Below are 12,946 nucleotides of genomic sequence, written 5' to 3'. Positions count from 1 at the left end.
CCAGCTCCGGCCAAGAAACAAACCGACAGTTGAATGACACCGACATGACGCATGTGTCAACCATGCCCCAGGACATACCGTCAACCATGCCCCGACACATGCGTCATTTAGGCCCCGAGACATTACATGCGCTGAGGATGGGTCAGTGCGGGAAATTCGGGAGAGATGGGTTGTTTTCCTGAAAAAGTTGCGCTTGGACTTGCTCAGTGCGGGTTATTCGGGACGATAGGGCTGTTTTCCCGAATTTCTTGCGCTGGCGATGTGGGGTGGTGGCCGAAGCGTGTGCTTCCCTGGGGTTCCACCCTCATATGACGGACATGCAGCCGATTGTGGCTGCGTAATCGGCCGTATGTCCGTTGAGGATGAAGCGGCGGCTGAAAAGAGCGTGATGAATAGTTGTAGTACTTGCGACTCTCTAACGGACATACAGCCGATTTACCCACCTGAATCGACTGCATGTCCGTTGGGGAAGGAGGAGAAGGGAGATGGTGGCTCGGGACGGCTTGTCGGGAATCCGCGATCATGAATCCCTAACGGACATACAGTCGTTTTGGGTACTGAAATCGGCTGTATGTCCGTTGAGGGGAAGAGATGGGAAGAAGGGAGGAACGGACACGTAGGAGGGGCGGAGGAAGGGAGAAGAAGAAAAATAGGGGGAGGAAGATCGGCCTTATCGAAGGCAATATCGATGGAAACGGTCACTCCATAAAGAACGGACATACAGCCGATTCGTCCCACGCAATCGGCTGTATGTCCGTTAAAGAATGGGGATAGGAAAGAAGGAAGAAGAAAGAGAGAAAAGAAAAAGAGCAGGAAGATGGGAGTCGCGTGACGCAGACTTCCATCCTCCTGCCCTTTTCCCGCCACTTACCTACTTGATGGCGTTGAGCCACTGCTCCTTGGTGGCCTTCTCGGCCTCGAGCTTGGCCTTCTTCTTCGGGTCGGACTCGGCGGCGATCTTCTCGTCCAGCTCGGCGAGCTGCGCGTTGAGCTGTTCCTCGAAGCTGGACTTGCGGGCGTCGGCCTCCGGATCGGTCTTCTTCCACGCGGCGTCCTCGACGGCCTTGATCTGCTTGTCGACGGCGTCGAGACGGCCCTCGATGCGGCGCATGTCGTCGCGCGGCACGTAGCCGATCTGATCCCATTCCTCCTGAATGGCGGCCAGCGCCTGACGCGCCTTCTTTGCGGCGGCCTCGTCGGCGACCGGCACCAGCGCCTCGGCCTTGGCCAATAGCTCCTCCTTCTTGGCGAGGTTCTCCTTCTCGGACGAGGAGATCTGGTCACGGTCGGCCTGACGCGCGTTGAAGAACGTGTCGGCGGCCTCGCGGAACTTCGCCCACAGGGCGTCGTCCTCGTTGCGGCCCGCGCGGCCGGCCTGCTTCCAACGGTCCATCAGCTCGTTGAACTTGTGCGAGGTCTCGCCCCATGCGGTCGAGTCCTTGAGCTCGTTCGCCTCGGCAATGATGGCCTCCTTGGCCTCCTTGGCGGCGTTGCGCTCGTTGTCGCGCGCCTGCGCCCACTTGCGGCGGGCCTGGTTGAACGTGGTGCGCGCGGCGGAGAAGCGCTTCCACAGCGCGTCCGCGTCGGCCTTGTCGATGCGGACGGTGGTGCGCTGGTGCTGCTGCCACTGGTCGAACAGCGCGCGGAACTTGTCGGCGGTGGAACGCCAGTTGGTGTTCTCGCCGAGCGACGCGGCCAGCTCCTCGGCCTTCACCACGATCGCGGTGCGCTCCTCGACGGCCTTCGCCACGGCGGCCTTGCGAGCCTCGGAGATCTTCGCCTTCTTCGCTTCGCCTTCGGCCTTCAGCGCCTCGAACTGCGCCTTGAGCGCGGCGACGTCGCCGACGACGGCCGGCTGCGCGGTCTCCTCGGCCAGCGTCTTGATCGACTCGTCGATCTCGCGCGGCTTGATGCCGTTCGACTTGAGACGGCCGGCGAACAGGTTCAGCTTCGCCTTGAGATCCAGGAAGCGGCGTGCGTACAGCGCCAGCGCCTCCTCCTTGGACACGTCCGGGAACTGGCCGACCTCACGCTCGGACTCGCCGTCCTTGACGTACACGGTGCCGTTGTCATCGACGCGGCCGAACTCCTCGGCGGCCTTGACCTCGGCATCCGAATAGGCGCCGGTCGCGGGAGCCGGAGCGGCGGTGTGCGCCGGCTTCTTGGCGAACGCGGCGGGGGAGGGCGCGTGCGGCTTCGGCATGCTCGCCGGTGACGGTTGTGCGGGTGTGGCGCTGGCTTTCTCCTCGGGGGCGGGCGTCGGCGCCTGCTCGGTGGTTGCGGTGGTGTTGTTCGGTTCGGTGACGTTCTCGTCGGCCATGGCCAGCTCCTTAAGCTACAAGGTGGTAGAGAGGTTGCGCGCGCCTGCGACGGCCAAAACCGTGCGACGTGTTTTCCGCAACCTCCCTTATTATAGGGAACCGTGGCTAAAGGCGCATCTATTTCAGGATTTCCAGAGTGGCTCCCCTCTGAACGTGTCGTGGAGCAGCGTGTCATCGATACGCTCCGTAGGGTTTTCGAGCTCAATGGGTTCATCGGCATTGAGACTCGCGCGGTCGAGCAGGGCTCCAGCCTGCTCAAGAAAGGCGAGACCAGCAAGGAGATCTACCTGCTGAGCCGCCTGCAGGAGGTCGGTCAGGAGAACGACACTCCGATCGAGGACCGTCTCGGCCTGCACTTCGATCTCACCGTGCCGCTGAGCCGGTACGTCGTCGAGCATTCCGGCGATCTCGCGTTCCCGTTCAAGCGCTGGCAGATCCAGAAGGTGTGGCGTGGCGAGCGTCCGCAGGAAGGCCGTTTCCGCGAGTTCGTGCAGGCCGACATCGACGTGATCGGCCAGGGCGAACTGCCCGACCACTACGAGGTCGAGCTGCCGCTGGTTATGGTGTCCGCGCTCGAGCAGCTGCGCGCGTATGGCCTCCCGAAAGCGACCGTGCACGCGAACAACCGCAAGCTGTCCGAAGGCTTCTACCGCGGCCTGGGACTCACCGACATCGAGGGCGTGCTGCGCGAGATCGACAAGCTCGACAAGATCGGCGCCGACGAGGTCGTCAAGCTTCTGGTCGACGGATGCGGCGCGAGCGAGTCGCAGGCCCGTGCGTGCCTCGAACTCGCCGATCTGACCGCCGCGAACGGCGACGAACTGGCCGCCAAGTTCGACGCGTTGTGCGCGAAGCACGGCATCGCAACCGATTCCGAGGCGTACGTGCTCGCCCGTCAGGGACTCGACACGCTCGCGATGATCGTCGACGAGGCCGCGCGCATCCGTCCGGGTTCGGTGATCGCCGACCTCAAGATTGCCCGCGGACTCGACTACTACACCGGTTCCGTCTACGAGACGTTCCTCGAGGGCGCCGCGTCGCTCGGCTCGATCTGCTCCGGCGGCCGCTACGACAACCTCGCCTCGCAGGGCAACCGCAAGTACCCGGGCGTCGGCCTGTCCATCGGCCTGTCGCGACTCGTGTCGTACATGCTGCACACCGCCGGCGCGCACGCCAACCGCGTGTCCCCGGCCGCCGTGCTCGTCGCCGTGTGGAACGAGGCGGACCGCTCCCAGTCCAACGTCATCGCGAACGCGCTGCGCGCCCGCGGCATCGCCGCCGACGTCGCGCCGACCGCGGCCAAGCTCGGCAAGCAGATCAAATACGCCGACAAGCTCGGCATCCCGTACGTGTGGTTCCCGGCCGACGTGGCCGACGAGCGCGCCCACGACGAAGTCAAGAACATCGTCACCGGCGACCAGCAGCCGGCCGACCCGCAGTCGTGGGAGCCGGATACTGTGTACGCCCAGCAGCAAGTCGACATCAAAGGAGTAGAGGAAGCATGAGCCAGACGGCTTACAGAACACATCATGCGACCGACGTGACCGAAGCGCTCGTCGGACAGAAGGTGACGCTCGCGGGTTGGGTCGACCGTCGTCGCGACCACGGCGGCGTGGCCTTCATCGACCTTCGCGACAACACCGGCCTCGTGCAGGTCGTCATCTACGACGAGGACATGGCGCGCCCGCTGCGCTCCGAATTCGTCGTGCAGGTCGTCGGCGAAGTCCGTCTGCGTCCGGAAGGCAACGAGAACGAGCATCTGGCCACCGGCAAGATCGAAGTCGTGGCCGAGACCATCACCGTGCTCGCCAAGTCCGACGCGCTGCCGTTCCAGGTGTCCACCGCGCTCGAAAACGAGTCCGAGACCAAGCTGCCGGGCGAGGACGTGCGCCTCAAGTACCGTTACCTCGACCTGCGCCGCCCGTCCATGCAGCACAACCTCAAGCTGCGCTCCGACATGGCCAAGGCCGCCCGTCACGCGCTCGAGGACATGGACTTCACCGAGGTCGAGACCCCGACGTTCATCAAGTCCACGCCGGAAGGCGCCCGCGACTTCCTCGTGCCGGCCCGCCTCGTGCCGGGCTCCTGGTACGCGCTGCCGCAGTCCCCGCAGCTCCTCAAGCAGCTGCTCATGGTCTCCGGCGTCGAACGCTACTACCAGCTCGCCCGCTGCTACCGCGACGAGGACTTCCGCGCCGACCGCCAGCCCGAGTTCACCCAGCTCGACATGGAGATGAGCTTCGTGGACCAGGAGGACGTCATGGCCATGGCCGAAAAGGTCATCGCCGCCATCTGGAAGGTCGCCGGCTACGACGTGCAGCTGCCGCTGCCGCGCATCTCCTGGCAGGAGGCCATGGACAAGTACGGCTCCGACAAGCCGGACCTGCGCTTCGGCAATCCGCTCGTCGAACTCACCGACTACTTCAAGAACACCCCGTTCCGCGTGTTCCAGGCCCCGTACGTGGGTGCCGTCGTCTACAAGGGCGGCGCCTCCACGCCGCGTCGCCAGTTCGACGCATGGCAGGAGTGGGCCCGCCAGCGCGGCGCCAAGGGCCTCGCGTACGTGCAGTTCACCGACGACGGCGAGCTCAAGGGCCCCGTCGCCAAGAACCTGTCCGACGAGGAGCGCGCCGGTCTGATGCAGGCCGTCAACGCCGAGCCGGGCGACGCCGTGTTCTTCGCCGCCGGCACCCGTGAATCCTCGCAGCTCCTGCTCGGCGCCGCCCGCGTCGAACTCGCCCGCCGCGAAGGTCTGCTCGACCCGAAGAAGTTCGCGTTCACGTGGGTCGTCGACTTCCCGCTGTTCAAGCCGACCGACGATCCGGACGACGACGACGTGGCGGTCGGCCACTCCAAGTGGACCTCCATGCACCACCCGTTCACCATGCCGTCCAAGGACTGGATCGACAAGTTCGACCAGGATCCGGAACACGCCATGTCCGACTCCTACGACATCGTCTGCAACGGCGAAGAGATGGGCGGCGGCTCCGTGCGTATCCACCGCGACGACATCCAGGACCGCGTCCTCAACGTCCTCGGCATCGCGCCGGAGGAGGCCAAGGAGAAGTTCGGCTTCCTGCTCGACGCGTTCAAGTACGGCGCCCCGCCGCACGCGGGCATCGCCCTCGGCTGGGACCGCACCGTGTCGATCCTCGCCGGCGCCGACACCATCCGCGACGTCATCGCTTTCCCGAAGGCCGGCGGCGGCCGCGATCCGCTGACCGGCGCCCCGGCTCCGATCACCGACGAGCAGCGTGCTGAGACCGGTGTCGACTACGATCCGGAAGACGAAAACTGAGTGATGGAGCGTCCTCGTCGCTGAGCCGTTAAGCAGGCAGTCCGGTGGACTGCCTGTAGGCGAGGTGAGCGGCTGTGCCGCGAAGGCCGTGTGTAGCACGGCTCCTCGGTTGACGTACCTTCGTACGCCTTCCCTCGGTGCGCCTAGAGGACGCACGCATCACTCAGTTTTCTGCGAAAACTGATCTGCGGAGCGTGCGCAGGTAGATAATCGTTGATTGACGAGAGGACAGTTCCCATAAGGGAGCTGTCCTCTCGTCATATATGAACCTGGTGAAACGTGAGCTGTGAATCGTCACCGGTCAGTCACCGGACTGGCCGACGATCACGCCGTCGGCGATGGAACCGTCCGTGCCGCGGTGCTGGGCGTGCGCGTCCGTCGTATCGTTCGCCATGACGATCTCGGTATGTAACAGGTACTGTTCGGCAAAATCCAACGTGGTATACACCATCCGCGCATCCCCCTTTCACTGTGCGTCGCGGCATCGGCGTCAACGGCGTTCCCCTTCACCGTTGGACGACAATCCAACCATGGATCCGCCGGCGACACAAGACCGGCGTCATAGCGGTCATGGATAACGCGTTCTTGATGCGATTGATAGCTGCCGGCGCGTCGCGATGAGGTCGCGGTGATATCTCGATGCCGACCGGATGCCGACTAGACTGAATGCCGACGATCCTGCGGGTGTAGGGCATGGGGGAGATGATCGGCAATGATCGGAAACGTGGGCGATCGTATGCGGCGCGCCTTGACCGCAGTGGCTTCGACCGCGGCGGCCTCGCCGCTCGTCTGGCTGACCGCACGCCGTCCGTCCACGTTCGGCAAAGCGATACGCGCACGGTTCGTGTTGTACGCCGTGACGCTGATCGCGGCGTGGACGCCGTATCTCATGCTGATCTGGCCCGGTGCGATGCGCGACGACACGCTTGCGCAATACCTGCAGACCGCCGGCCTGCACCGGTATTACACGCAGCATCCGCTGTTCGACACGTTGATCTTCGGCCTGTTCTGGAGGATCGGGGACGTGTTCGGCTCGCCGCTGATCGGCGAGGCGGTCTACACGGCGACGCAGGCCGTGCTGCTGGCCGCCGGCGCCGCGCTGATGCTGTGCTACGTGCGCAAGATCGGCGCGCCGCGATGGCTGCGTCTGCTGGGATTGCTGTATCTCGCCACGAGCTACGTGGTGGTCGGTGCGGTCGGCACGATGGGCAAGGATTCCCTGCACACGGTGTTCTTCCTGCCGTTCGCCGTGCTGTTCGCGGAGGCCTGTCTGACACGCGGACGCGTGCTGCTGCGCATGCCGGTCGCCGTGACGTTCGTGACGGTGCTGTTCGCGACGGTCGCGTCGAAACGCACCGCGTTGATGATCGCCCTGTGTTCCGGCGTGGGATTGCTGGCTGTCTGCATGCGCGGGCGGAGCCGCCGCCGGGCACTCGTCTGCCTGTGCCTGGCGATCGTCCTCGCACAGGGGGTGTTCGCGCCGCTCGCAGCCGCGGCGACGCACGCCAACCGTTCGCCGTCGCGCGAGCTGTGGGGCGTGGTCACCCAGTCGGTCGCGCAGGTCGCGCATGACCGGCCGTCGGCGGTCTCGGCCGCGCAACGGGCGGCGTTGAACGGCATCATGCGGCTCGATCAAGCCGCGCTCGAGATCAACCCGCATCGCACCGACGAGACATTCCATACGCTGCGTGAGGATCCGCGGCCGTCCGGCGAGGCGACGCTCGCGGCGCTGCGTGCATGGGCGGAGCTGGGACTCGCGCAGCCGGGGGAGTATCTCACGGCGTGGGCCGGGCCGATCCGCGGCTGGTGGGATCCGCGCGTGAACTTCGCATACCCGACGGATTCGGATTATCTGTTGCGTGGCGGATACCTGCGGCAATGGGCCACGTTCCTGCCCGAGGACGCGGGAGTCGCGGATGGCGTCGGTGCCGCTGTCGCTGGTGTCACCGAGTCCGGCCTCGCCGACGAGGACACCGTCGAGGCACTGCGCGTGGCGCGGATCACCCGTGATCTAACGCCGCTGATGGGCACGTCGCGCAAGCCGCGATGGCAGCGGGACCTGTTGGACCGCATCCGCCGGTGGATCCGTGACAGCAACCCGTTCACCGCGATGGCCCTGTACGTCACCTGGTTGCCGTTGCTGGTCGGCGCGACGCTGCTGGCGCAGACCATCGCGGCGCGAGGGCGGCGGTCGGTTGCGCATTCGGGGATCTCGGGACGGTCGGCGGCCTTGCCCACATCGCGCGAAACGCCGCATGACGGCATGTCGCGACCGGCTCCGTCCTGCCGTCTGGCGGCGTGTGGCCTGTTGTGCTGGACGGTCCTGTCGCTGTACGCCTCGCCCGAGGCCCTGTTCTGGTATCCGATCCCGGTGTTCCTGTCCCTGCCGCTGTTCGCCGCACTGCCGTTCACCGTACTGCCGTCCGTTACGGACGATGAGCGGCGACTGCGATAATAATGGACATGACAACGATTGCGATCGTGGACAACGACCGGTTCGCGCTGGGCATGCTGGCGCAGATCGTCGGGCGCGCCCTGCCTGGCGCGGCGGTGATCTGGACGAGCGAGGACGGGGAGACGGCCGTGCACCGGTGCCTGTATGAGGGCGACGCGGCGGCGCCGGACGTGCTGTTGCTCGACATGTCGCTGAACGGGGATCCGGGTGCGTGCCAGGATGGCGTGGACGTCTGTCGCAGGATCCGTGAGGCATCCATACGGCCGGCGGTGTTGTGTCTGACCTCGTATTCGCGCCGGCACTACCGTCAGGCGGCGATCGATGCGGGCGCGCAAGGACTGATCGGCAAGGACGTGACACCGAAGGAGCTGGCGGCCGCGATCGACGCGGTGGCCGCAGGCCGGACGTTCGACGGGTTCATGACGGCCGCCGTCGCACACGAATCGCTGGCCGCGTCTGCGCAGCGCTCGGCGGCGCTGTCCGATCAGGAACGTGAGGTGCTGCGCCTCTACGCCGCGAACCGCACCACCGAGGAGATCGCCGACATGCTCGGCATCAAGCCGTCCACGGTGTTCGTCGTCACCCGCCATGCCAAACGCAAGCTCGGCGCCGTCACTCGTGCCGAGGCGATCCGCGCATTCCTCGGCCGGTAGTCCGTCGTACGGCACGGCACGTGGCCGCCCGTCCGCCGTACCGGCATGATCGTCGGCGTGATCCGTCAGTGCGGGTCGCCGATGCCGTTTGACGGTGACGTTTGTGGGCGGCGTACGTCGGCGGACGTGCACGAACCGGTGCCGTCGTCGCTGTCGTCCAACGTGTCGATGGCCTGATAGGTGCCGGTCATGGCGCGCTGGATGAACGACCGGATCGTCAGCAGGTCGTCGCGCTGGGACTGCGACAGGTCGTCACGGTCGAGATCGGTGTTAACGAGCATGATCGCGTTCGCCAGATCATTCGTCGTGCGGTCGTGCAGTGCCGCGGCGATGCGCTCGCGCTCCCGCCGCTGCCGCGCCTGTTCGCGCGTCCGCCGGCTGTCGGCCATCCATCGCGACACCAGACCGATCACGATCGCGAACATGCAGTACGCGAACGAGACCACCACCGAATCGGTCACACCGAGTCCGAACAGCAGCCTGCGGTCGACCAGCAGCGCCGTGACGGCCAGTAGTCCGGCCAACGCCGCTGCCCACCGATGTTCCCGCCAGATGATCGTCATGGCGACGGCCATCGCCAGCAGATACGAATACGACATCGGAAACGGCGACACCAAACCCACGCAGATCAGCGTCGTCACGAGCCATGCCCCCGCCTCCGGCGCGAGCGCCAACACCGGCAGCGACGCCAACGCCAGCAACGGGATCAGCAGATACGACACGTGGAAGTTCGCGGTCGGCCAGCGCAGGATCGTTTCCGTGACGACGCAACAGGCGACGGTCGCGCACGCGATGGTCAGGGTACGACGCGGCGGCGTGAACTGTGGTGTGAACCGTGGTGTGGACGACGGCTGAGGATGGCTCATATGACCATCATCCCACGACGACGTGCCGATGTTGTTGAGTTACGGTCGTTTCCAGGGGCGAAAACGACCGTAACTCAACAGTGAGGAGCGGTTCATGTTGAGTTACGGTCGTTTGACGGGCTACGGAAGGCCGTAACCCAACATGACGGGACGGATGATGTTGAGTTACGACCGCGTGGCGGAAATGTCTCGCTGACGGTACCGTCAGCGAGACATTTCCGCCACGCGGGCACCCACCGACGGGAGCCCGGCGAGGACGCGGATAAACGGCCATAAGGAACGTCTATAGGCCGGCGGCGTTGCGGCCGGCGCATGGCCGGTATGCTGGCGCATAACAAGTTGCGGGGAAGGCACATCATATGACGTTGGAAATATTGGATTGGCATGACGGGGATCTGCTGGCGAAGCCGGTGTTCGACGCACTGAACGCGCTGGTCGCGGCCGGCGTGCCGGAGCGCAAGATCCTCGGCGTCACGATCAACACGGACGAGGAATCGGATACCGACCTGTGGTGCCCGAAGTACGGTATACCGTTCGAGCAGACGGGCAACGTGGTCGTCGTGCACACGCACAAGACCCGCAAGGCCCCGCCGCAGTTCGCCGCCGCGTTTGTCACGGCGGACACGCGGGCCGACCTCAACGGCGTGGTCAAGCACACGCTCGAGGTGAGCAAGGTCAGCTTCGCGCCGATCGCGGACGCGGTGGCGGCCACCGGCATGGAATCGGGCGGCATGTCGCCGATCGGTCTGCCGGCGGACTGGCCGGTGCTCGTGGACCAGCACATCCTCGCGGTGCCGAAGCTATACCTCGGATCGGGCATCCGGCCGTCCAAGCTCGTCGTGGACGGATCGATCTTCGCGGACATCCCCGGGGTGACGTTTGTCGCCGGACTGGGCAAGCCGAAGGTGTGAACGTTCACTGTCTCATCAGGCGTCCGAAACATGGACGGCATGTGTCGAATCGGTAACATGCGGCCGATATACTGCCCGCATGCCAGAAATCCAAGAAGAAGAGAACATCGCCCGCACCCCACTGGTGCCCGGCGTCGAATACCCTGATCACCCGCTCGTCGAGCTGACCCACGTCGAAAAATACTTCGGCGACCTCCACGTCCTCAAGGACATCAACCTGACCGTCAATAAGGGCGAGGTGCTCGTCATCGTCGGCCCGTCCGGCTCCGGCAAATCCACCATGTGCCGCACCATCAACCGCCTCGAGACCATCGACTCGGGCGACATCCGCATCGACGGCAAGGCCCTGCCGCAGGAAGGCAAGGAACTCGCCAACCTGCGTGCCGAGGTCGGTATGGTGTTTCAGTCGTTCAACCTGTTCGCCAACAAGACGATCCTCGACAACGTCACCCTCGCGCCGATCAAGGTGCGTCACATGAACAAGACCGAGGCCGAACACCTTGCCATGGACCTGCTCGCCCGCGTGGGCGTCGACTCGCAGGCCCACAAGATGCCGTCGCAGCTGTCGGGCGGCCAGCAGCAGCGCGTCGCCATAGCACGCGCGCTCGCCATGAAGCCGAAGGTCATGCTGTTCGACGAGCCGACCTCCGCGCTCGACCCCGAAATGGTCAACGAGGTGCTCGACGTGATGGTCGAGCTCGCGCACGAGGGCATGACCATGCTGTGCGTCACCCACGAGATGGGCTTCGCGCGCAAGGCCGCGGACCGCATCGTGTTCATGGCCGACGGCCAGATCCTCGAACAGAACACGCCCGACGAGTTCTTCGAGCATCCACAGACCGACCGCGCCAAGGACTTCCTGTCGAAGATCCTCACCCACTGATCGTGACCGCAACAGTGAGACAGTGAGGCATCGCATATGACAGTCAAACCAAGTATCAGACGGATCGCCACGCGCGTCGTCGCCGCCGTGGCCGCGCTCGCATGCACGTTCTCGCTCGCGGCATGCGGCGAGGACGAGGCCGGCAAGATCCGCATCGGCATCAAATTCGACCAGCCGGGCCTCGGCTTCAAGAAGTCCGGCACCTACGTCGGCTTCGACGTGGACGTGGCCAAGTACATCGCCAAGAAACTCGGCTACTCCGAGGACGAGATCATCTGGAAGGAAGCGCCCTCCAAGCAGCGTGAGGCCATGCTGCAGAACGGCGACGTCGACATGATCCTCGCCACGTACTCGATCACCGACGAACGCAAGAAGGCCGTCTCCTTCGCCGGCCCGTACTTCGTCGCCGGCCAGGACCTGCTCGTGCGCAAGGACGACCATTCGATCAACGGCCCGGAGGACCTCAACGGCAAGCGCCTGTGCTCCGTGACCGGTTCGACCTCGGCCGCGACCGTCAAGGAGAAGTTCGCGTCCGAGGTGCAGCTCATGGAGCAGCCCGGCTACGCGGAATGCGCCACCGCGTTGTTCTCCGGCATCGTGGACGCGGTGACCACCGACGACATCATCCTCGCCGGCCTCGCCTCGGCCTCGCGCGGCAAGCTGCGCGTCGTCGGCAAGCCGTTCACGCAGGAGTACTACGGCGTGGGCATCAAGAAGGGCGACACCAAGCTCGCCACGCAGATCAACAACGCGATCGTGCAGATGATCCAGGACGGCTCATGGCAGCGCGCCATCAGCGACAACACCGCCGGCACCGACTACACGCCGGACGTGCGCTACAACCCGCCGACGCCGAACGAAGGGGAGGAGGAGTGATGAACGGATTCCTCGAACTGTTCAGCCAGTATGATGTGCTCGGCGCGTTCCTCGTCAACATCGAACTGACCCTGTGGAGCGCCCTGTTCTCGCTCGTGCTCGGCGTGATCCTCGTCATGATGCGCATCTCGCCGATCTCGTCGCTGCGCTTCGTGGGCGGTGCGTATGTCGAGCTGTTCAAGAACCTGCCGCTGACGATCATCATGGTGTTCATGGTGCTCGGCGCGTACGCGCAGTTGAAGCTCAGCTTCTCCGACACGTTCGCCACGAACTTCTTCTGGCTCGCCGTGACCGGCCTAAGCCTGTACACGGCCGCGTTCGTGTGCGAGTCGCTGCGTTCGGGCATCAACACCGTGCCAATCGGCCAGGCCGAGGCGGCGCGTGCGCTGGGACTCGGCTTCATGCAGTCGGCCACGCAGATCATCCTGCCGCAGGCGTTCCGCGGTTCGGTCGCCCCGCTCGGCAACACGCTGATCGCGCTGCTCAAGAACTCGACCGTCGCCGCGGCCGCGTCCGTGTCGACCGAAACGTCGTCGCTCATGAGCTCGATGATCGAATTCCGACCGGACGTGATCATCCAGATCTTCCTGATCTTCGCGTTTGGCTACGTGATCCTGATCATCCCGATCGGCATGCTCACCACGTACCTGTCCAACAAGCTCGCCGTCAGGAGGTGATTTCGG

Annotated in this window: 11 protein-coding genes; 8 read left to right on the top strand and 3 right to left on the bottom strand. The window is 64.9% G+C overall.

Going from position 1 to position 12,946, the window contains the following annotated elements:
* Nucleotides 1–871: 871 nt before the first annotated feature.
* The gene (locus tag DSM100688_RS07690) at nt 872–2,320 is read right to left on the bottom strand and encodes a DUF349 domain-containing protein (protein ID WP_152358511.1); all 1,449 of its coding nucleotides are present in this window, start codon (nt 2,318–2,320) and stop codon (nt 872–874) included.
* A 102-nt stretch (nt 2,321–2,422) separates the two neighbouring features.
* On the opposite strand from DSM100688_RS07690, the gene hisS reads away from it, so the two are divergent.
* Both hisS and aspS read left to right on the top strand, forming a co-directional pair.
* Entirely contained in the window at nt 2,423–3,826 is a 1,404-nt protein-coding gene (gene hisS, locus DSM100688_RS07685; RefSeq protein ID WP_152358510.1) for a histidine--tRNA ligase, read from the top strand.
* Entirely contained in the window at nt 3,823–5,619 is a 1,797-nt protein-coding gene (gene aspS / locus DSM100688_RS07680; protein WP_152358509.1) for an aspartate--tRNA ligase, read from the top strand. The genes hisS and aspS overlap by 4 nt, the downstream gene beginning before the upstream one ends.
* Nucleotides 5,620–5,920: 301 nt before the next feature.
* Here aspS and DSM100688_RS11790 read toward each other — a convergent pair whose 3' ends face one another.
* Nucleotides 5,921–6,070, bottom strand: a complete 150-nt coding sequence (locus DSM100688_RS11790) for a hypothetical protein (protein WP_163146910.1) — start codon at nt 6,068–6,070, stop codon at nt 5,921–5,923.
* 273 nt (nt 6,071–6,343) lie between these two features.
* Here DSM100688_RS11790 and DSM100688_RS07675 point away from each other — a divergent pair, with 273 nt between their 5' ends.
* Both DSM100688_RS07675 and DSM100688_RS07670 read left to right on the top strand, forming a co-directional pair.
* Nucleotides 6,344–8,074 carry a DUF6020 family protein gene (locus DSM100688_RS07675; protein ID WP_163146911.1) on the top strand — a complete coding sequence of 577 codons (1,731 nt, stop codon included), beginning with the start codon at nt 6,344–6,346 and terminating at the stop codon, nt 8,072–8,074.
* 8 nt (nt 8,075–8,082) lie between these two features.
* Nucleotides 8,083–8,727 carry a response regulator transcription factor gene (locus DSM100688_RS07670; RefSeq protein WP_163146912.1) on the top strand — a complete coding sequence of 215 codons (645 nt, stop codon included), beginning with the start codon at nt 8,083–8,085 and terminating at the stop codon, nt 8,725–8,727.
* 65 nt (nt 8,728–8,792) lie between these two features.
* Here DSM100688_RS07670 and DSM100688_RS11785 read toward each other — a convergent pair whose 3' ends face one another.
* Entirely contained in the window at nt 8,793–9,593 is an 801-nt protein-coding gene (locus DSM100688_RS11785) for a hypothetical protein (protein WP_163146913.1), read from the bottom strand.
* Between the two features lie 359 nt (nt 9,594–9,952).
* Between DSM100688_RS11785 and DSM100688_RS07655 the strand changes: the two genes are divergently transcribed.
* The 4 genes from DSM100688_RS07655 (at nt 9,953) to DSM100688_RS07640 (ending at nt 12,940) form a co-directional block, all read left to right on the top strand.
* Nucleotides 9,953–10,504, top strand: coding sequence for a YbaK/EbsC family protein (locus DSM100688_RS07655; RefSeq protein ID WP_152358504.1), 552 nt, complete (start codon nt 9,953–9,955; stop codon nt 10,502–10,504).
* 79 nt (nt 10,505–10,583) lie between these two features.
* Entirely contained in the window at nt 10,584–11,387 is an 804-nt protein-coding gene (locus DSM100688_RS07650; protein WP_152358503.1) for an amino acid ABC transporter ATP-binding protein, read from the top strand.
* Nucleotides 11,388–11,423: 36 nt separating this feature from the next.
* Entirely contained in the window at nt 11,424–12,263 is an 840-nt protein-coding gene (locus tag DSM100688_RS07645) for a glutamate ABC transporter substrate-binding protein (RefSeq protein WP_152358502.1), read from the top strand.
* Complete coding sequence (locus DSM100688_RS07640) at nt 12,263–12,940, top strand: amino acid ABC transporter permease (protein WP_152358501.1); 678 nt, start codon at nt 12,263–12,265, stop codon at nt 12,938–12,940. Before DSM100688_RS07645 ends, DSM100688_RS07640 begins: the two co-directional genes overlap by 1 nt.
* Nucleotides 12,941–12,946: the final 6 nt, after the last annotated feature.

This window comes from Bifidobacterium ramosum (genome assembly GCF_009299505.1).
GTDB lineage: Bacteria > Actinomycetota > Actinomycetes > Actinomycetales > Bifidobacteriaceae > Bifidobacterium > Bifidobacterium ramosum.
Note: the sequence above shows the minus strand (reverse complement) of the source record. Positions and strands in the feature narration are given on the sequence as shown.

Excerpts from the sequence above, each read along its gene's own strand:
- DSM100688_RS07655 (WP_152358504.1), top strand. The coding sequence starts at position 9,953 with ATGACGTTGGAAATATTGGATTGGCATGACGGGGATCTGCTGGCGAAG.
- DSM100688_RS07645 (WP_152358502.1), top strand. The coding sequence starts at position 11,424 with ATGACAGTCAAACCAAGTATCAGACGGATCGCCACGCGCGTCGTCGCC.
- DSM100688_RS07670 (WP_163146912.1), top strand. The coding sequence starts at position 8,083 with ATGACAACGATTGCGATCGTGGACAACGACCGGTTCGCGCTGGGCATG.
- DSM100688_RS07640 (WP_152358501.1), top strand. The coding sequence starts at position 12,263 with ATGAACGGATTCCTCGAACTGTTCAGCCAGTATGATGTGCTCGGCGCG.
- DSM100688_RS11790 (WP_163146910.1), bottom strand. The coding sequence starts at position 6,070 with ATGGTGTATACCACGTTGGATTTTGCCGAACAGTACCTGTTACATACC.
- DSM100688_RS11785 (WP_163146913.1), bottom strand. The coding sequence starts at position 9,593 with ATGAGCCATCCTCAGCCGTCGTCCACACCACGGTTCACACCACAGTTC.
- aspS (WP_152358509.1), top strand. The coding sequence starts at position 3,823 with ATGAGCCAGACGGCTTACAGAACACATCATGCGACCGACGTGACCGAA.
- DSM100688_RS07690 (WP_152358511.1), bottom strand. The coding sequence starts at position 2,320 with ATGGCCGACGAGAACGTCACCGAACCGAACAACACCACCGCAACCACC.
- DSM100688_RS07650 (WP_152358503.1), top strand. The coding sequence starts at position 10,584 with ATGCCAGAAATCCAAGAAGAAGAGAACATCGCCCGCACCCCACTGGTG.